The sequence below is a fragment of the Rathayibacter sp. AY2B7 genome, assembly GCF_002931635.1.
In the GTDB taxonomy this organism is placed as follows: Bacteria; Actinomycetota; Actinomycetes; order Actinomycetales; family Microbacteriaceae; genus Rathayibacter.
The window spans coordinates 1-18706 of sequence record NZ_PSUC01000072.1 but is presented as its reverse complement, the minus strand read 5'-3'; the positions used below and the strand labels follow the sequence as shown (position 1 = coordinate 18706).

The window sequence follows — 18706 nt, the reverse complement described above, 5'->3', positions numbered from 1 at the left end:
ACGCCCGAGCACGTGCAGCAGGACATCGACCTGTTCGCCGGCCGCACGGGCCAGTACGTCTTCATCAGCTCGGCCTCGGCCTACCAGAAGCCGCCGCGCAGCCTCCCGGTCACCGAGTCGACTCCGCTCCGGAACCCCTACTGGCAGTACTCCCGCGACAAGATCGCGTGCGAGGACCTGCTCGTGGCCGAGTACCGCGCGAGCGGCTTCCCGGTCACGATCGTCCGCCCCTCCCACACCTACGACCGCACCGCGCTGCCCGTCGACGGAGGCTGGACCGTCGTCGACCGGATGCGCCGCGGCCAGGAGGTGGTCGTCCTCGGCGACGGCACCTCGCTCTGGACGCTCACGCACGCCGACGACGTCGCCGTCGGCCTGGTCGGCCTTCTCGGCGCCTCCGCCGCGATCGGCGAGGCCTTCCACATCACCGGCGACGAGTTGCCGACCTGGGACGAGATCCACCGCGACCTCGCCGCTGCGGCCGGAGTCGAGCCGCGCCTCGTGCACGTCGCCTCCGACGCGATCGCCGCGGCCGACCCCGAGCTCGGTGCCGGGATCATCGGCGACAAGGCGCACTCGATGGTGTTCGACAACGCGAAGATCCGCCGCCTCGTCCCGGCCTACTCCCCCTCGGTGCGCTTCAGCGACGGCGCCCGCGAGATCGTGGAGTGGTACGACGCCGACGAGTCGCGCCGCGTGGTCGACGAGCGGATGAACGGCCTGTTCGACGCGCTGATCGAGCGGTACCGGCCGCGCCCGCTGTGAGGGTCGGGCGGGGGGTGCGCGAGTCCGCCGGCTCCGCCCCTCCCGGCCGCTGCACCCCGCTCGGCTCCTCCGCCCGCGCCGGCGCCCCCGCTCAGCCGATCGGCTCGAGCCGAACCAGGAACCCGCCCGGCACTCCCGGCTGCAGCTCCTGGTACTCGGAGGGCACGCGGTAGGAGCCCTCGCCGACCGCGGTCACGGTGAAGGCGACGTCCGTGCGCGTGCCTGCGAGGAAGACGGTGTAGACGTCGGTGCCGTCCTCGGCGGTGCGCTTCCCGGCCGCCGCGCCGACCCAGCGGTGCCCGCCCGGATCGGCCGTCGCCGTCTCCCCGAGGGTCGCGTCGATCGCGGCCGGGTCGACGCCCACGGTGCGGATCCCGTCCTGGCACTCGCGCCAGACGCCCGTGAATCCCGGGTCGGGGTCGGAGTAGCAGAACATCATCGACCCGTCGGGCGCGACGTGCAGGTCGCCGTAGCCGCCGACCACCGGCCCGGAGACGGTGGCGGTCGTGGGCAAGGTCGTCGGCTCGGGGTCGGCCGGCACGGTGCACCCGGCGAGCGCGAGGACGAGCACCGCCGCCGCTCCCGCTCGCCACCTCATGTGCGCAACCTACTGGAGCCGCGCCCCCGCCCGTCCGGGTGCCGAGCCGGGAGTCGTCCGAGCGTCCGCCGGGAGGCGGCCCGCCCTCAGACCAGCCGGCGGCCGCTGAAGCGGTCGACGGGGGCGTCGTGCCGCATCGCCCGCTCGTACATCCGCCGGAACGGCTCGGTGAGCACACCGTTCGTCCGGTCCAGCGAGTCCTGCCAGGCCACGATCTCCCCCAGATGCGCGGCGAGATCCGCGCGGAGGGCCGCCTCGTCGACGGTGGTCGAGACGCCCTTCGAGACGACGACCCGGCCCGCGACGATCACGGTGTCGATCGACGAGCCGTTCTCGGAGTAGACCAGCTGGTTCTCGAGCCGCTGGCGCGGGGTGAAGTTCAGCGTCTCGAGGTCGTAGACGACGAGGTCGGCCTGCTTGCCGACCTCGATGCTGCCGGTGACGTCGTCGAGCACGGCGCTGCGCGCGCCTCCGATCGTGCCGGCCGTGAGCACCTCGGACACGGTCGGCCAGGTGGCGATGTCCGGATCCGTGACCTTGTGCAGGAGCGCCGCGGCCTTCACGACGTCGAGCATGCGCGGAGAGTCGCTGCTCGAGCAGCCGTCGGTGCCGAGGCCGAGGTTCACGCCCGCGTCGTGCAGCGCGCGCCACGGGGCGATGCCCGAGCCGAGCTTGAGGTTCGAGATCGGGTTGTGCGAGACGGACGTGCCGGCGGCGGCGATCCGCTCCATGTCGGAGTCGGCGAGCCAGATCCCGTGGGCGAAGGTCGTGTTCGGGGAGAGCGCGCCGATCCGCTCCATGTACTCGACCAGGGTCGAGCCGTAGGACAGCTCGCCGGTCACCAGCTGCGTCTTCGTCTCGAGGACGTGGATGTGGCACTCCGCCCCGTGCTCGAGCGCCAGCTCGGTCGCCCCCACGAGCAGCTCGGGCCCGCAGCGCTGAGGAGCGGACGGGGCGACCATGTAGCGCAGCCGCCCGCCTCCCCTCCCGTGCTGGGTCGCGAACGCCTCGCGGCTGAAGGCGAGGTAGCCCTCCGTCGTCGGGCGCGACGCCGACCGCGCCTGGTCGAGGATCTCCGCGGGCACGTACTCCTCGAGGAACGGCATCGTCTCGTGGAAGGGCCTGCTGATCACGTGGCCCGAGATGTTGGCGCGGACTCCGATCTCGTCGTACGCGTCGAAGACCGCGGCGAGCTGCTCAGCGTCCTGGTCAGGGTTCTCGAGCACGTCGTCGACCAGGGTCGTGACCCCGGCCTTCAGCGATTCGAGGGCGAAGAGCGACGAGCGCAGCCGCACCAGATCCGGAGCGACGCGGCTGTTCCCGAGGATCGGGTACGACAGCAGCATCCACAGCTCGAGCGGCAGGTTGTCGTAGCGGCCCTTGTAGAGGTACTCCCACGAGTGGGTGTGGGCGTTGACGAAGCCGGGGACGACCAGGCGGTCGCGCCCGTCGATCACCTCGTCGCCCGGCTCGGGGACGAGGCCCGGGCCGATCGCGACGATCAGCTCGTCGACGATGCGGATGCTCGCCGTGATCGGGACGGCGCCCGAGACAGGGTCCATGGTGATCACGGCGGCGTCGGAGAGGAAGAGGGGCATGGCGGTTCCGTTCGTGGTGCGGGGTGGGACGGGGCGGGCCGGCTCGCGAGGGGACCGGCCCGCGGAGGGGCTCGGGCTCAGCCGCGGACGGGCTCAGGCTCCGCGGCGACCGGCGCGGCCGACTCCCGGCGCTCGACCCAGGCGGGAGCGTCCCGACCGAGCAGGAGGTAGGCGAGGCCGGCCGAGACTCCGCCCGCGAGCCACGAGACGTCGACGCCGCCGAGGGCGGTCGCGGCCGGACCCTGCAGGGCGGGCACCGAGCCGTTCATGAACAGCCAGGTCAGGGTCGCGCCGATCGCGAAGGAGAGCAGCGCCCGATAGCGGACGTCCGGCAGCAGCGGCGAGCCGACCGGTGCGAACAGGTGCCCGAAGGAGCGGACGCGCGGCTCGAACACCGTGTAGTGCACCAGCACGATCGCACCCCACGGGGCGACCCAGCCGACGAGGCCGACCAGCCACGCGTCGAGCGTGGTGGCGAGGTCGTCCTGGAAGACGAAGAACACCGCGGCCGCGAAGGCCAGGACGCCGACGATGAGGCTGAGCGCGCGGCGCCCGAGCCGGATGTCGAGGGCCTGGGTCGCCATGCCGAACGAGTAGATGTTCAGGACGTTGGTCGCGATCGGGCCGTGCACCACCAGGAGCAGCACGGGGATCGCGAGGGCGCCGAAGTTCTCGACGATCAGCTCCCCGGGATCCACGGAGCCGTTCTTCGTCGCGAGGGTCGCGCCGAGGACGCCGAGCCAGACCACCGGGATGAACTGGCCGAGGACGCTGGCGAGGTAGAGCCCCCGCTTCGAGGAGCGGGGCCCGACGAAGCGGGAGTAGTCGCCGGCGTAGGCGAGCCAGGTGAGGCCCCAGCCGATGCCGATGGCGGTCATCACGATGGACATGGCCGCGATGCGGTCGCCTCCGGTGAGCGCGCCCTCCGCGGGGCCGGCGTAGGACCAGTCGATGTCGAGGAAGAACCAGGCGACGACCGACATGATCGCCAGCACCAGGAGGGTCGGCGGGACGGTCCAGCGCTCGAAGGCGGCGATCGCGCGGTAGCCGAGGAAGGAGATCGCGACCTGCACCGCCATGATCACCGCCGCCACCGCGATCTTCCAGCCGACGTTCGCCTGCTGCGGGTCGACGACGCCGACGGAGCCGAGGAGCGCGATGACCAGGTCGAGGACGATCCAGGTGTTGATGGCGCACCAGCCGATCACGACCACGGCCTGGATCGCGGCCGGGACGTAGTTGCCGCGCCGGCCGAAGATCGCCCGTCCCACGAGCATCCCGGTCGCCCCCGTCCGCTGGCCGAGGAGGACGAAGAAGCCGAACACCGCCATCCCGACCACGTTGCCGAGCACGAGGACGGTGACGGTGTCCGCCAGGCCGAGGCCCATGTTCACGCCGAGGGCGCCGAGCACCCAGTTGATGGGGGCGATGTTGGCGCCGGCCCAGATCCAGAACTGCCCGTCGAGCCGGGCGGTGCGTCGGGAGTCGGGCAGGGGACTCAGCGCGTCCTCGGCGTCGGCGGTGCCGTGCAGGGTGTCGGTGCTCATGGCGGATCCTCTCGGGGAGGGGGATGAAGGGGAGGGCGGGGCGCCCGGTGAGGCTCCACTCTCGTGCGGACCCGTTTCGGGCGGCGCGTCCGCGTGTAAATTCGCCGTGACGCGAGAGGACGTTCTGTATGGCCTACCTGCTGTCGGACGCGATGCGGGATCCGCGCCTCGCCGCCATGCTCCCTGTGGTGGCCGCCGGGCACGCGGCCGCCGAGCGCGCCGTGATCCGCTGGGCCCACACGAGCGAGCAGCTCGACATCGCGCCCCTCCTCCTCGGGGGCGAGCTGCTCCTGATGGAGGGCGCGCTCCTCTCGACCGACCAGGACCCGGCGGAGTGCCGCGAGTACGTGCGGTCTCTGGTCGACGCGGGAGTCGGGGCCCTCGCTCTCGAGCTCTCGCCGCGCCTGCCCGCGGTGCCGCCGCCGATCGTCGCGGCGGCCGACGAGCTCGGCCTCCCCGTGCTCGCCCTGCCCCGGCGCGTCCCCTTCGTGCAGGTCTGCGAGAGCATCAACACCCACCTCACCGAGCAGAAGTTCCGGAGCATCCGACTGGCGGACAGAGTGTCCGGTCTCCTGGCCGACGCGGCCTCCGGGGACGCCGGTGTCGACGAGCTCCTGCAGGTCGTCGCCTCCGCGACGGGCGCCTCCGCCTCGCTCGTCTCGCTCACGGGCGACGAGATCGCCCGCGCCTCGCCCGGGCCGGGCGTCGACACGGAGCCGACGGCCGGGACGTTCTCGAACGTGCTGCACGCGGGCGACTCCCTCCTGGGCACCCTGCATCTGCGGGCCCACGCCGACGCCGACCTCCACGCCGTCGCCGTCGCGCTCGACCGGGCGCCGGACGTCCTCGCGATCGCCGTGCTCCGGCACCGCCCGCCGTCGGTCACCGAGCGGCTGACCGCCCAGCTCTTCGCGATCGCGTCTGTCGAGCGCGCGGACCCTGCGGCCGACCTCCAGATCGACGCCTTCCTCGGTCGCCTCGGCGCCGGATCCCGGGAGCGCTACCTCGGCGTCCGGGCCGACACCGGTCACGACGACCGGCGGCTCCGCGCTCTGCTCCGCCTCCTGACGGGCGCGGGAGCGGATCCCGGCCCGGTGCTCTGCGTGGTCGGCTCCGAGCTGCTGGCGCTGCTGCCGTTCGCCACCGCCGCCGCGATGGAGGAGGGCCGCACGGAATTCCTGCGCCTCGGCGCCGCCCTCGACTCGGACGCTCTGCTCTGCGTCGGAAGCGGGCTCGGCGGGCAGGAGCGGGTGGCCCGGGAGCTGGCGGAGGTGCGCGGCGCGCTCGAGTGGGCGCCCGCGGGCGGAGTCGTCGACTCGCGCCAGTACCGCCTGGAGCGGTTCGCGAGCTCCCTGCAGGACGATCCGGAGGCGGACGACCTCGTCGAGGAGGTGCTCGGGCCCCTGCGCGCCCAGCGCGGCGAGCTGCTCGCCACTCTCGAGGCCTTCGCGTCGCTGTGGGGGAGCAAGACGGCGACGGCGGCCGCGCTCGGCATCGGCCGGCAGACCCTCTACGACCGGCTCGCGCGGATCGAGGAGCTGATCGGCCCGCTCGACTCGTCGCCGGCCCGCGCCCGGGTCGTCATGACCGCCGTCTTCCTGCACCGGGCGCGAGCGGCGCTCCCTGCGGGCTCGCCTCCGGTCGGGCGGACGTTCCCGCCTCGCGCCGAACGCTGACGCGGCCGGACGGCATCGAACGGCTCAGGCGGGCAGCAGCTCCGCGACGAGCGCCTGCACACGGGCCCTGATGTCGTCGCGGATCGAGCGGACCTCCTCGAGAGGTCGGCCCTTCGGGTCGGCGAGATCCCAGTCCTCGTAGCGCTTGCCGGGGAAGACGGGGCAGACGTCGCCGCAGCCCATCGTGATCACGACGTCGGAGGCCTGGACCTGCTCGGTGGTCATCAGCTGCGGGACGGCCTGCGAGATGTCGATGCCCTCCTCCGCCATCGCCTCGATCGCGATCGGGTTGATGCTGTCGCCGGGCTCGGAGCCGCCGGAGCGGACCTCGACGGCGCCGCCGGAGAGGGCGCGGAGGTAGCCGGCGGCCATCTGCGAGCGGCCGGCGTTGTGGATGCAGACGAAGAGGACGGTGGGGGCGGCCATCGGGGCTCCTGGTGTCGAGGGGCGGTGCTCGGAGGAGCACGGGGCGAGGGTAGCGCGCCCGGGCGAACGGCTCGCGCGCCTGCGGAGCCGGAGGAGACTCCGACGGCCGGGTCGGGAATATACCCCCCGGGGGTATGTTGCACTCCCCTGGACCGAACCGGAGGAGACACCATGACCGACCACGCCCACCACCACCCGACCACCTGGCGCGCCGCCGCCCTCGCGACCCTGCACTGCCTGACCGGCTGCGCGATCGGCGAGGTCCTCGGCATGGTGATCGGCTCCGTCCTGGGGCTGCCCGCCCTGGCGACGGTCGCCCTCTCGATCGTCCTCGCGTTCGTGTTCGGCTACGCGCTCACGCTGCGGGGCGTGCTCCGCTCCGGAGTGACGTGGCGCGCCGCCGTCGGCATCGCGCTGGCGGCCGACACCGTCTCGATCGCTGTGATGGAGGTCGTCGACAACACGGTGGTGCTCGCGATCCCCGGAGCGATGGACGCGGGCCTCTCGTCCGGCCTCTTCTGGGGCTCGCTCGCCGGCGCCCTGGCCCTGGCCTTCGTCGTCACGACCCCGGTGAACCGCCTGCTCATCTCCCGCGGCCGCGGCCACGCGGTCGTCCACGGCCTGCACGGCTGAGCTACGCGGGGTCTCGATGCGCCGCCTGCGACGGCTGCTCGACCAGCAGGAGGCGCGTGCTGATCGAGCCGCCCGGGCAGCAGGCGCCGCGAGATCCCGTCGGCCGTCAGTCCTGCAGGCGGCGGTAGTGGCGGTTGCGGACCGAGAGGATCGCGCCTCCGATGACCGCCGCGAGGAACGAGCCGGCCAGGACGCCGACCTTCACGTGGTCGTCGGACTCGCTGCCCGCGCCGAACGACAGCTCGCCGACCAGCAGCGACACCGTGAATCCGATGCCGGCCACGAACGCCATGCCGATCACGTCCACCCAGCGCAGCGACGGATCCAGCCCGATGCCGCGGAACCGGGTCAGGAGGAAGGTGCTCCCGGCGATGCCGAGCGGCTTGCCGAGCACGAGGCCCGCGATGATGCCCACGGCGATCGAGTCCTGGAACGAGTCGACCAGGCCCGCGACTCCGCCGACCGTCACTCCGGCCGAGAAGAACGCGAAGACCGGCACCGCTACCGCGGTCGAGAGGACGCTCCAGCGATCGGCGAAGTGCGCGGCGAGGCCGTCGTAGACCGGGCGCCCCTCCGCATCCGACCCCACCTGCACCCGGGCGCGCCTGGTCGCGACGACCGGCACGGTGAAGCCGAGCAGCACGCCCGCGACCGTGGCGTGGATGCCCGAGGCGTGCACGAGCGCCCACGTCGCCACTCCGAGCGGGATCAGCACCCACCAGGCGCGCACGCCGCGCTGCACGCAGACCGCGAAGACCGCCAGCGGCACCAGCGCGAGCAGGAGCATCAGTACGTCGATGCCGGCGGTGTAGAAGACGGCGATGATCGTGATCGCGATGAGGTCGTCCACCACGGCGAGCGTGAGGAGGAACGTCCGCAGCGCCGGCGGGAGGAAGCGGCCGACCACGGCGATCACCGCGACGGCGAAGGCGATGTCGGTGGCGGCGGGGATCGCCCAGCCGTCCAGCGCGGCTCCTCCGCGGGGCAGGTTCACCGCGGTGAAGATCAGGGCGGGGACGGCCACGCCGCCGACGGCCGCGACGATCGGCACGAGCGCCGTCTTCGGGTCGCGGAGCTTGCCGGCGACGAACTCCTCCTTGAGCTCGAGCCCGACGACGAAGAAGAAGATCGCGAGCAGGCCGTCGGCCGCCCACGACCCGACGCTCAGCTCGAGGTGCAGGGCCTCGGGGCCGAAGCGGAAGTCGCGGACCGCGCTGTAGAGCGCGGACGCGGGGCTGTTGGCGACGATCAGGGCGAGGAGGGTCGCGGTGAGCAGGAACGCTCCGCCGACCGTGTCCTTCTGGAGGGTCTGGCGGAGTCCCCGCCAGATCGAGTGGGGGGCCTGATCGGCGGGCAGGGGCTGGTGCGGCATGAGGGGTTCCGTCCGGAGGGGTGGGTGAGCGCGGGAACGCGGCCGCGGGCTCCGGAGGAGGGGCGGTCGCGGGTCAGCCGCGCGGCGGCGGGCAGCCGGCGATCTCGCCGTGCGCGTTCGTCCCCCACGAGCTGAGCCATCCGTTCGTGCCCGAGGCGCGCTTGGTCAGCAGCTGCCGGGTCGGGTACGCCGCGGCGGCGCGCGCGCGGGCGCGGCTCAGCGGAGGGAGGGTCAGAGGCACCGCTCCAGGGTACCGGTGGCACCCGCGAGGGGGCCGGGTGTGCACGAGCGCTCGGAGGAGGAGCCGCTCTCCGCCGACGAGAGAGCCGCGCATGCCGACGCCCGAGCCGATCCCGCCGCCGTCCGGCGCCGCGGGCGCCCGGAGCTCGCCTTCGCGGCCGGCGCGGGAGGCGCCCGTCGCCGCTCCGTGCTCCTCGGGCAGGAGTAGCCGCGACCCCTGCACGCTCCACCCGGCACCGGTACCCCTACCCGCGGATCCGCCGCAGGCGCATCGTGGAGCCATGAAGCAGATCCAGTACGCCGGCGCGACCTTCCAGGTGGGGGACGCGGTCGCCGACGCACTCGTCTCCTACGCCTCCGGGCTCGCCGCCCACGGCCGCACCGACAGTGTCGAGCTCCCCGTGCTCGCCGGCGACGGCCACGCGACGGTCGTGACGCTGCTGCTCAACTCCGCGACGAGCCTCTTCGTCTCCGGCGCCGCAGGCCTCCTGCCCGGGCTCGACGAGAAGGCCGTCGCCGCCGACCTCCGCCAGCGGACGCAGTGGCTGGACGCGGTCCCGGCGGTCACCGCCGTGGAGCCGAGCGCTCCGGAGGACCTGATCTGGCTCGAGTTCCCGGAGGTCGCGGCCCTGATGGACCCCGAGACCGGCGCCCGCTCCCCCGCGACGCTCCACCTCGTCGAGCACTCGCCGCGGCGCGACTCCCTCGTCTTCACCGTCGTCTACGTCAGCACCCTCGACCGCGACCTGGGCTCGGGGGAGATCCGCCGGCTGCTCGAGACGAGCCGCCGCAACAACGTCGAGCACGGCGTCTCGGGGATGCTCGTCTTCCGCGGCCGCCGCGTGATGCAGCTGCTCGAGGGCGAGGAGTCGGACGTGCGCTCGCTCTACGCGCGGATCCTCGCCGACCCGCGGCACGAGGGCGTGGTCACCGTCTGGACCAGCGTGCACGAGCAGCGCCGGTTCCCGGACTGGTCGATGGGCTTCGACGAGCTCGACCTGCCCGTCGAGCGGCCCGCCTCCTGGCCCGAGCCGGACCTCCCCGAGCAGTCGATCGACGCCGTGGCGGACGACTACCTCCGCCGCCGGTCGGAGGCGCTGCGGAGCGCGCTGGTGAGCAGCGACCCCCTCGTCGCGAGCCTCGCCGTCATCCTGCACGGGCACCGCCCCGAGCGCATCCTCGAGGGCGGCGCCGGAGTGCGGCTGCGCTGCGCCGAGTGCCGCGCCTTCGACGCCCACGACTCCTACCCCTGCGCGACCGCGAGGACCGCGATCCAGGCGCTCGAGGCGGCCTGACGCGAGCCGGGCGGCCGTGCGGGATCACCGTCCCGGGGCGCTCCGAGCGCACCCCCTCCGCGGGTCTGCGCAAGCCCGTCCGCTCGCCCCGGCGCGCCCCTAGGGTGAGGCCATGACCGATCCCGGCGCGGCCCGCCACGACGTCCTCATCATCGGCGGCGGCAACGCCGGACTCTCGACCGCGGGACGGCTGCGGCGCTCCGGAGTGGACGACGTCGCGGTGATCGAGCCCCGGTCGACCCACGTCTACCAGCCGATGCTCTCCCACGTCGCGGGCGGCACCGCACCCGCCTCCGCGGCGACCCGGCCCCAGGGCTCGGTGACGCCGAAGGGGGTCGTCTGGATCCAGGACCGCGTCGAGACGATCGACCCGGTCGCGCACACGGTCACCCTCCTCTCCGGCCGCACCGTCGGCTACGGGCAGCTCGTCGTCTGCCCCGGGATCCAGAAGGACTGGGGCGCGGTCCCCGGGCTCCAGGAGGCGATGGACTCGCCGTTCGGAGTGTCGAACTACGAGTACGAGTACGCCCGCAAGGCGTCGCAGGTGCTCCGCGAGGTCCGCTCCGGCACCGTCGTCTTCACGCAGCCCGGCGGCCCCGGCACCTGCTCCGGCGCCTCCCAGAAGCCGATGTACCTCGCCTGCGACTACTGGCGCGCGACCGGCGTCCTCGACCGCATCCGCGTCGTGCTCGTCGTGCCGACCCCCACCCTGTTCGGGATGCCGCTGATCGACTCCGAGCTCGAGCGGAAGGTGGCGGAGTACGGGATCGAGGTCCGCTACGGCCGCGAGCTGGTCGAGGTCGACGCGGCCGAGCGGCGGGTCGTCCTCGCCGTCGACGAGCGCGCGAGCGCCCTCCCCGGCCCCGACCGCGCGCGGCGCTCGACCGACGGCCCGCGCGAGACGCTGTCGTACGACGTGCTGCACGCCGTGCCCCCGCAGTCGGCCCCCGACTGGCTGGCCGGCACCGGACTGGCCGCCGAGGGCGACGAGGGCGGCTTCGTCGAGGTCGACCCGCTGACCCTGCGGCACCCGCGGTTCCCCGACGTCTGGGCGCTCGGCGACGCGGCGGCCACGGTCAACTCGAAGTCCGGAGGAGCGCTGCGCCAGCAGACCACCACGCTCGCGAAGAACCTCGTCGCCGCGCAGAAGGGCCGCCCGCTCCCCCGCGTGTACAACGGCTACTCCGTCTGCCCCTTCGTGGTCTCGCGCTCGAGCGTGGTGTTCGCCGAGTTCGACGACCGCTACCGCCCGAAGCCGACCGTCCCCTTCTGGACGGGCCTGGCGAAGGAGCGGCGCCTCACCTACCTCGCCGACCGCCGCGTCCTGCCGTGGGTGTACTGGAACCTGATCCTGCAGGGACGGGCCTGAGCGTCCTCTTCCGGACATGTCCGGTAGAGGCGCTTGCCGCTGCCGGACGCGCTCCCGAGACTGAGGGGTCGGCACCACCGTCCGACGCGCTCCCTCGTCCCCTGGAGGACCCGATGCGGCCCAGCCCGACTCCCGACCGCTCCGGCACCGCGCGATGACGACCGCGCAGGACTGGGGGCCCTCGACCGACGCGGACTCCGCCGGCGGTCCGCCCGCCTCGCGGAGGCAGCGCGTGCGCGCCTGGATGCGCGGCGGCTCCTTCGGGCCGACCGGCCTCACCCGGCGCGGCTGCCTCCTGGTGCTGGCGTCGGTGCTCGTGGTGGCGGTGCCGGTCGTCGCGCTGACGCTCGCGCACGTCGACCCGCACGCGTCGCTCAAAGTCTGGATCCTGGCGATCACGCTGATCGCGCTGGTCGGAGCGCTGCTCCGGGTCGTCGCCGACGCCGGTCCGGACCCGCAGGCCGACCTCGACCGCGCGGGCAAGGCGGTCGGAGCAGTGGCCGCGGCCTACACGGCGCTGGCCGTGATCATCGACTGGGGGATGCTGCACCTCTGAGGCGCGGTCAGCGGTCCTCGTCGCGCGGGTCGTCCGTGCCGTCGGGAGCGCTGCCGATCACGTCCGGTGTGCCGCCGGTGCCGCCCTGCGCGCTCCCGGTCCCGCCCTGCGCCGCTCGCTCGTCCTCGCGCCGGCTGAGCCAGCCCGGGCCCTCGCGCCGCAGCCGCTCCGCCTCCGGACTCGGGACGGGCGGCGCCGCCGGCCGCCGCAGGAGCCGCACCTGCCGGACCGCGCCGAGCACCACTCCGGCGCCGAACAGCGGCAGGCCGAGCAGGAGCACCAGCCACAGCGGCGCGTGCCGGCGTCCGCCGCCGACGACCGCGCCGAGATCCCAGCCCGCGTCCGCCGCCAGCCGGAGCATCCCCGCCACGAAGACGGCGCTCACCAGCGAGAGCGCCCAGGGCTGCGCGAGGAGGAGCGCCTGCGTGCGCTCCGTGCGGAAACCCTTCGCCATGCGCCGATCCTAGGCGGGCGTCAGCCGGCGAGGATCCGGTCGACCAGCCCCTGCGCGTCGCCCTCCGCGGGAACGATCTGCACGGTGTCGCCCTCGATCGGCTGCATCACGGAGAGCGCCGACTCGACCCGGTCGCCCACGCGGAGGAGGAGCCGGGCGTCGGCCCCCTCGTCGATGGCCGCCTGCGAGCCGCGGCGCAGGAGGGCGGCGCCCGCCTCGTCGAACCGGACGTCGACGACTCCCGTGCTCGGATCGGCCTCGACCGCGACGACGCCCGCGCGGGTGAAGTCCTCGGGATCGACGAGGACGTCCTGCCCGCCGACCGGGACGCACTGCGGATCGGAGCCGGCCTCGCAGAGCGCCGAGACGGCGACCCCCAGGCCGCCGACCGGCTCCGGAGTGGCGGCCGGGGACGCCGCGGGCGACGACCCGGCGGAGCAGCCGGTCAGGGCGAGCAGGAGGAGCGCGGCGGCTCCGGAGGCGGTGCGGCGGATCACGGGATCTCCTCGGGTCGCGTCGGAGCGCGCCACGATACCGAGGACCCTGCGCGGCGGCCACTCCGCGGCACGGCTCGGGCGGGGCGGCTGCGGCGGGCGGCGGCGGACCGGAGGAACCCGGCCGGATCCCCGGGCTGGGCGCTCGGGGCCGGACCCCGCCCGATCCCTCCGCACGGGGCCGGTCCGGAGCCCGGCCTCCCGGAGCCCGCCCCTCAGAGGCGGACGACCAGCTTCACCGCCGACACACCCTCGTGCAGCCGGTCGAGGGCGGGCTGCAGCGCGGCGAGCCCCTCACCCACCACCTCGGGCGCGGGGGCGCAGACGTGCCGGCCCTCGGCGAGCGCCGCCGGCAGGTGGTCGCGCCACAGCATCGGCCCCACCTCGTTCGTCATCAGCGAGCCGCCCCAGACGAAGCGGGCGCGGATGCCGCGGCGCCGGGCCGCGATCTGCAGCGCCGCGGTGCCGCCGGCCACGCGCAGCATCGTCCGCACGAAGGCGGCGCTGACACCGCGCCGACGCGGGAGCGAGCCGAACGAGACGGAGGGGCTGGCCAGGGCGACGCGTCGCGCTCCGGTGCCCGCGGCCACCGCCACCGACGGAGCACCGGAGCCCGTCCCGATCGCGAGCACCCCCGCGACCTCATGGCCCGCGAGCGCCGCCACCAGGTCGGCGACGACGGTGGGGCTGCGGTAGTCGAGCACGATCTCGGCGCCCAGCTCGCGCATCCGCTCGTGGTTGCGAGGCGAGGCGGTCGTCGCCACGCGGTGCCCGGAGGCGACGGCGAGCTGGATCGCGTTGCTCCCCACGCTCGTCCCCCCGCCCCAGACCACGACCGTCCTGCCCGTCGGCCGGACCGGGGCGCTCGGGTGCGGCAGGGCGAGGTGGTCCCGCTGGAACAGCGCCGTCGCCGCCGTCGAGACCGCGAGCGGCAGCACCGCCGCCTCCTCGAAGCCCAGCCGGTCGGGGATCGGCGCCGCCAGGTCCTCGCGCACGACCGTGTACTCCTGGAAGGCGCCCTCGTCGCGGTTCCGCCGCCCGCGCTCCATTCCGACCGCGTACGCGACGACCCGGTCGCCGACGGCGAAGCGCGTCACTCCAGGGCCGACCGCCTCGACCACTCCGGCCACGTCCTCCCCCAGCACCGCCGGGTACGGCACCCACCGGAACATCAGATCGCCCGTCCACTGCTTCATCTCGTCGACCGGATTCACGGCCAGGGCGCGGTTGCGCAGCAGGACCTCCCCCGGACCGGGGACGGGCATCGGAGCGGGGCGGACGACGAGGTCGGCCCGCGGGGCGGTCAGCAGGGCGGCGGCGTTCTCGGGCACGGGCGGCTCCAGTCGGAAGTGATGGCAGGACGTGTCGTCACACTACTCCTGATGACACGTCGTGTCGTCAGCTATCCTGGGCGGATGTCACGCTGGGCCCCCGACGCCGCCCTCCGCCTCGAGCAGGCGGCGATGGAGCTCTTCGCCGAGCACGGCTACGCGGGCACCACCGTCCCCGCGATCGCGGAGCGCGCCGGGCTCACTACCCGCACCTTCTTCCGCCACTTCGCCGACAAGCGCGACGTCCTCTTCCTCCGCGAGCGCGAGTTCCCCGAGATCGTCGGCCGCCTGCTCGTCGGCGCCCCCGCCGGCCTCGCGCCGATGGACCTCGTGATGCACGGCCTCGAGGCGGCCGCCTCGGGCGACCTCCAGACCTGGCGCGCTCCGATCGCCGCCCGCCGTGCCGTCGTGCGCTCCGAGCCGCAGCTGCGCGAGCGCGAGCTCCTGAAGTCGGCCGCCCTCGCCGAGAGCATGCGCGCCGCCCTCGTCGACGCCGGAGTCGCGCCGGAGGACGCGGCCCTCGCCGCCCTCGCGGCCTCCGCCCTCTTCGACCTCGCCCTGGAGCGCTGGCTCGCCGCACCCGAGGGGTCCCTCCTGGTCGACGTCCTCCGCGCCGAGCGCGCACGCCTCGGCGCGCTGCTCGCACGCTGACCCCGCACGACGCTGTCGAGGCGTCGGGAACGGTCGTCCTCCGCGGCGGGAGGCGACCGTTCCCGACGCCTCGGACCGGCGAGCGGGGGACGATCCGCTCAGAGCGCCCAGGGGAACGCGGGGGCGTTCGAGCGGGCGCCCTGCGCGGCCTTCGAGCGGCCGGGCTCGCCGAGCTCGGCGAGCAGCGCCTCCGACTCGCCGACGAGGACCGCGAGCGCGCCGGGCGTGAACCAGTCGGGGCGCAGGGCGAACAGGAGGTCCTCGGTCGCCGTGTTGCCGCTGGCGCCCGGTGCGAAGGGGCAGCCGCCGAGGCCGCCGAGCGCGCCGTCGACCACCGCCGCCCCGGCCTGCACGGCGGCGATCGCGTTCGCGACGCCCGAGCCCCAGGTGTCGTGCCCGTGGAACACGATCTCGCGGGGCGGGGTCTCCGCGGCCACGCGCGAGACGAGCGACGCCACCTGGCCGGCGTGCGCCTGCCCGAGCGTGTCGCAGACGACCACGTCGGCCGCTCCCTCCGCTCGCGGGTCGCGCGCGATCGCGAGCACGCGCTCCGGGTCGACCGGGCCCTCGAACGGGCAGGTGAAGGAGGTGGCGATGCACAGCTGGATCCGCCCGCCGACGCTCTCGGCGAGCGCGACCGCCTCCGGCATCGCGGCCAGGCTCGCCTCGGTCGGTCTGCCGACGTTGGCGAGGTTGTGGGAGTCGGACGCGGAGAAGCAGTACTGGAAGCGGCGCGCCCCCGCGGCGGCGGCGCGCTCGACGTGGCGCGGAGTCGCGACCCACACCCAGCAGCGCTCCAGCTCCTCGGGAGTGAGCGCGGCGATCACGTCGAGGGTGTCGGCCATCGGAGGGACGAGGTCGCCGCGCGCGAGCGAGCCGATCTCGAGCTCGGGCACCCCCGCGGCGAGCAGCGTGCGCGCGAGGTCGACCTTGCGCTCGGTCGTCAGGAGCTTGCCGGTGAGCTGCAGGCCGTCGCGGAGGGTGACGTCGCGCAGGCGCGCGGAGGCGAGCGCGGTCACCGGCCGGCCTCCTCGGCAGCGGCGGCGGAGGGAGCAGCAGCAGCGGCCGGAGCAGCAGCAGGAGCCCCGCCGGCGGAGGGAGCAGCGGGACCGGTGCGCCGGAGCATCCCCAGCACCTCCTCGGTGTCCTGGCCCAGGTCGGGCGCGAGCGAGCGGATGGGGAGGGAGCGGCCGCCGAGCACCGGCACGATCCCCGGGAAGCCCACGCCGCGCAGAGTGCCGCCGGCGTCCTCGACGTCGAAGGCCTGGATCATGTCGCGCGCCGCGTACTGCTCGCTCGCGCTGATGTCGGCGGCCGTGTAGATCGGGCCGGAGGGGACGCCCTCGTCGTCGAGGACCGCGAGCGCCTCGGCGGCGGTGCGGCCCGCCGTCCACGCGCCGATCGCCGCGTCCAGCTCGTCGCGCCGGGCCCAGCGCTGCTCGTTCGAGGCGAGCGCCGGGTCCTCGCCCAGGTCGGCGCGGCCGATCACCGCCATCAGCCGCTGGAAGATCGCGTCCGCGTTCCCCGCTATCACGATGCTCGCCCCGTCGGCGCAGGTGTAGGCGTTGGTCGGGGCGATGCCCTCCATCCGCCCGCCGACGCGCTCCCGGACGATGCCGTGCGCCTGGTAGTCGGGGATCAGCGACTCCGTCATCGAGAACATCGCCTCGTGCAGCGCGACGTCGACGACCCGCTCCGCCAGCGGTGCCGGATCCAGCCCGGCGGAGCGGCGGGTCTCGCGCTGGAACAGCGCCATCATCACTCCGTAGCCCGCGTACAGCCCGGCGATCGAGTCGCCGATCGAGACGCCGACGCGCACGGGCGGCCGGTCCGGGTCGCCGACCAGCTCGCGGAACCCGCCCATCGCCTCCGCGACCGCCGCGAATCCGGGCCGGGCCGACAGCGGGCCGGTCTGCCCGAACGCGGAGATGCGTCCGATCACGATGCCGGGCCGGGCCTCGTCGAGCACGTCCGGCCCGATCCCCCAGCGCTCGAGCGTGCCGGGCCGGAAGTTCTCGAGCACCACGTCGCACTCGGCGACCAGGCGGCGGACGGCGTCGCGCCCCTCGTCCGTGCGCAGGTCGAGCGCGATCGAGCGCTTGTTGCGGTTGATCGTGTGGAAGAGGAGCGAGGTCTCGGACCCCTCGTGCAGCCGCCAGCGGCGCAGCTCGTCCCCCGTGCCGGGCCGCTCCACTTTGATCACCTCGGCGCCGAAGTCGGCGAGCAGCCGGCCCGCGGTGGGCGCCGCGATGAAGTTGCCGAGCTCGAGGACGCGGACGCCCGCGAGCGGGAGGGGTGCTGTCATGGCACGGCCTTTCGCTCCCGTCGAGGCTAGCGCGGAGGACGGCGCCACCCCCTGCCCTCACGCGGACGCCCGACCTACACTTGCCGGACATCATGCGCAGACATACCCTCACTCCGCGACCGGACTGGCGAGCCCGCTGCGACGAGATCGGCTTCAGCTTCTACGACCTCCCCTCCGAGGGCGGCCGCCCCTACTGGAACGAATCCGCGGCCTACTCCTTCGAGCCCGCCGAGATCGACCTGCTCGAGCGCACGACCTCGGAGCTCTTCGACCTCTGCATGGAGGCGTGCGAGCTCGTGGTGCGGAAGGGCCGCTTCGCCGAGTTCGGCATCCCGCCCCGCTTCCACGAGCTGGTGCGCACCTCGTGGGACGAGGACGACCCCACGGTCTACGGCCGCTTCGATCTCGCCTACGACGGCGCGGGCGCGGTGAAGCTGCTCGAGTTCAACGCCGACACCCCGACCTCGCTGGTCGAGACGGCCGCGGCCCAGTGGCAGTGGCTCGTCGAGACGAAGGGTCCCGACGCCGACCAGTTCAACAGCCTGCACGAGCAGCTCGTCGAGCAGTGGCGCCACCTCCGCCTCGAGCGCTGGAGCCTCGACGAGGGCGCCCGGCTGCACCTCGCGTCGCTGCACGACTCCGGAGACGGCGAGCTGATCGTCGAGGACGCCGACACCGTCGCCTACATGGCCGAGACCGCGGCGCAGGCCGGCTTCGACCCCAAGCTGATCTTCGTCGAGGACATCCGCTACGAGCTCGACGGCGCCGGCTTCCTCGACGGCGACGGCGAGCCGATCCGCCACGTCTTCAAGCTTTACCCGTGGGAGTGGATGCTCGGCGAGCAGTTCGGCGGCCTGCTCCTCGACCGGCGCGAGCGCACCCGCTGGGTCGAGCCGGCGTGGAAGCTCCTGCTCAGCAACAAGCAGCTGCTGGTGGTGCTGTGGGAGATGTTCCGCGGCCACCCGAACCTGCTGCCCGCCTCCGTGCATCCGCTGCCCGGCACCGCCCAGGTGCGCAAGCCGCGCCTGGGCCGGGAGGGCGCCAACGTGACGGTCCTCGACGCCGACGGCTCGGTCGTCGCCGAGAACGGCGGGAGCTACGGCGCCGAGGGCTTCATCCACCAGGAGCGCGCCGAGCTGGCCCGGGTCGACGGGAAGACCGTCGTCATCGGCAGCTGGATCGTCGGCGAGACCCCGGTCGGCATCGACGTGCGCGAGACGAGCGGCCTGATCACCGGCGACCTGGCGGAGTTCGTCCCCCACTACATCGAGGGCGGACGGAGCGACGGGGCCGCGACGGACGCGGACGCCGCGTCGGCCGCCTCCCACCCCGAGCACGGCGCCGCCCCCGCCTACGGCGCGGTGTCAGCGCCGCCTTCGTGCGGACGATGCTGCGC

20 protein-coding genes are annotated in these 18706 nt (G+C 74.2%); 9 read left to right on the top strand and 11 right to left on the bottom strand.

The genetic code is table 11. The features are described 5' to 3' along the window. Positions 1–765: NAD-dependent epimerase/dehydratase family protein (locus C5C27_RS11995; RefSeq protein WP_104314485.1), on the top strand; the 765-nt coding region annotated here is incomplete at its 5' end. Between the two features lie 91 nt (positions 766–856). Here the strand turns inward: C5C27_RS11995 and C5C27_RS17725 are convergent. The 3 genes from C5C27_RS17725 to C5C27_RS11980 all read right to left on the bottom strand — a co-directional run bounded on the left by C5C27_RS17725 (position 857) and on the right by C5C27_RS11980 (position 4508). Continuing rightward, on the bottom strand, positions 857–1363 hold the full coding sequence (locus C5C27_RS17725; RefSeq protein ID WP_146079674.1) for a hypothetical protein: 507 nt from the start codon (positions 1361–1363) through the stop codon (positions 857–859). 86 nt (positions 1364–1449) lie between these two features. Beyond that, positions 1450–2961 (bottom strand): amidohydrolase family protein, encoded by a 1512-nt coding sequence (locus tag C5C27_RS11985; RefSeq protein ID WP_104314483.1) that lies wholly within the window; start codon positions 2959–2961, stop codon positions 1450–1452. 77 nt (positions 2962–3038) lie between these two features. Further along, on the bottom strand, positions 3039–4508 hold the full coding sequence (locus tag C5C27_RS11980; protein WP_104314482.1) for a cytosine permease: 1470 nt from the start codon (positions 4506–4508) through the stop codon (positions 3039–3041). Between the two features lie 128 nt (positions 4509–4636). Here C5C27_RS11980 and C5C27_RS11975 point away from each other — a divergent pair, with 128 nt between their 5' ends. Then, positions 4637–6184, top strand: a complete 1548-nt coding sequence (locus C5C27_RS11975; RefSeq protein WP_104314481.1) for a PucR family transcriptional regulator — start codon at positions 4637–4639, stop codon at positions 6182–6184. Positions 6185–6208: 24 nt separating this feature from the next. Here the strand turns inward: C5C27_RS11975 and C5C27_RS11970 are convergent, their stop codons facing one another. After that, positions 6209–6610, bottom strand: coding sequence for an arsenate reductase ArsC (locus C5C27_RS11970; RefSeq protein WP_104222419.1), 402 nt, complete (start codon positions 6608–6610; stop codon positions 6209–6211). 171 nt (positions 6611–6781) lie between these two features. On the opposite strand from C5C27_RS11970, the gene C5C27_RS11965 reads away from it, so the two are divergent. Next, positions 6782–7243, top strand: a complete 462-nt coding sequence (locus tag C5C27_RS11965; protein ID WP_104314480.1) for a DUF4396 domain-containing protein — start codon at positions 6782–6784, stop codon at positions 7241–7243. 106 nt (positions 7244–7349) lie between these two features. On the opposite strand, the gene nhaA is transcribed toward C5C27_RS11965, so the two are convergent. Both nhaA and C5C27_RS18070 read right to left on the bottom strand, forming a co-directional pair. Continuing rightward, the gene (gene nhaA / locus C5C27_RS11960) at positions 7350–8615 is read right to left on the bottom strand and encodes a Na+/H+ antiporter NhaA (RefSeq protein WP_104314479.1); all 1266 of its coding nucleotides are present in this window, start codon (positions 8613–8615) and stop codon (positions 7350–7352) included. 73 nt (positions 8616–8688) lie between these two features. Beyond that, positions 8689–8856: a hypothetical protein gene (locus C5C27_RS18070; protein ID WP_181027217.1), complete on the bottom strand. Its 168-nt coding sequence runs from the start codon at positions 8854–8856 to the stop codon at positions 8689–8691. 39 nt (positions 8857–8895) lie between these two features. Here C5C27_RS18070 and C5C27_RS18065 point away from each other — a divergent pair, with 39 nt between their 5' ends. From C5C27_RS18065 to C5C27_RS11945, 4 genes are all read left to right on the top strand, one after another. After that, complete coding sequence (locus tag C5C27_RS18065; protein WP_181133521.1) at positions 8896–9063, top strand: hypothetical protein; 168 nt, start codon at positions 8896–8898, stop codon at positions 9061–9063. Positions 9064–9136: 73 nt separating this feature from the next. Then, on the top strand, positions 9137–10150 hold the full coding sequence (locus tag C5C27_RS11955) for a BLUF domain-containing protein (protein WP_104314478.1): 1014 nt from the start codon (positions 9137–9139) through the stop codon (positions 10148–10150). A 112-nt stretch (positions 10151–10262) separates the two neighbouring features. Further along, the gene (locus tag C5C27_RS11950; protein WP_104238672.1) at positions 10263–11519 is read left to right on the top strand and encodes an NAD(P)/FAD-dependent oxidoreductase; all 1257 of its coding nucleotides are present in this window, start codon (positions 10263–10265) and stop codon (positions 11517–11519) included. A gap of 154 nt (positions 11520–11673) precedes the next feature. After that, positions 11674–12075 (top strand): hypothetical protein, encoded by a 402-nt coding sequence (locus C5C27_RS11945; RefSeq protein ID WP_104226999.1) that lies wholly within the window; start codon positions 11674–11676, stop codon positions 12073–12075. 7 nt (positions 12076–12082) lie between these two features. Here the strand turns inward: C5C27_RS11945 and C5C27_RS11940 are convergent, their stop codons facing one another. From C5C27_RS11940 to C5C27_RS11930, 3 genes are all read right to left on the bottom strand, one after another. After that, positions 12083–12529 (bottom strand): hypothetical protein, encoded by a 447-nt coding sequence (locus C5C27_RS11940; protein ID WP_104314477.1) that lies wholly within the window; start codon positions 12527–12529, stop codon positions 12083–12085. Positions 12530–12549: 20 nt separating this feature from the next. Then, entirely contained in the window at positions 12550–13026 is a 477-nt protein-coding gene (locus C5C27_RS11935; protein WP_104314476.1) for a hypothetical protein, read from the bottom strand. A 212-nt stretch (positions 13027–13238) separates the two neighbouring features. Then, positions 13239–14354 (bottom strand): zinc-binding alcohol dehydrogenase family protein, encoded by a 1116-nt coding sequence (locus C5C27_RS11930; protein ID WP_104314475.1) that lies wholly within the window; start codon positions 14352–14354, stop codon positions 13239–13241. 84 nt (positions 14355–14438) lie between these two features. Here C5C27_RS11930 and C5C27_RS11925 point away from each other — a divergent pair, with 84 nt between their 5' ends. Further along, positions 14439–15005: a TetR/AcrR family transcriptional regulator gene (locus C5C27_RS11925; RefSeq protein ID WP_181133520.1), complete on the top strand. Its 567-nt coding sequence runs from the start codon at positions 14439–14441 to the stop codon at positions 15003–15005. Between the two features lie 98 nt (positions 15006–15103). Here C5C27_RS11925 and C5C27_RS11920 read toward each other — a convergent pair whose 3' ends face one another. Beyond that, positions 15104–16024 carry a hydroxymethylglutaryl-CoA lyase gene (locus C5C27_RS11920; RefSeq protein WP_181127749.1) on the bottom strand — a complete coding sequence of 307 codons (921 nt, stop codon included), beginning with the start codon at positions 16022–16024 and terminating at the stop codon, positions 15104–15106. After that, the gene (locus C5C27_RS11915; RefSeq protein ID WP_104314473.1) at positions 16021–17310 is read right to left on the bottom strand and encodes a CaiB/BaiF CoA-transferase family protein; all 1290 of its coding nucleotides are present in this window, start codon (positions 17308–17310) and stop codon (positions 16021–16023) included. The genes C5C27_RS11920 and C5C27_RS11915 overlap by 4 nt, the downstream gene beginning before the upstream one ends. Positions 17311–17402: 92 nt before the next feature. Here C5C27_RS11915 and C5C27_RS11910 point away from each other — a divergent pair. Then, positions 17403–18706, top strand: a 1304-nt coding sequence (locus C5C27_RS11910; protein WP_104314472.1) for a glutathionylspermidine synthase family protein, incomplete at its 3' end; no start/stop codon positions are given.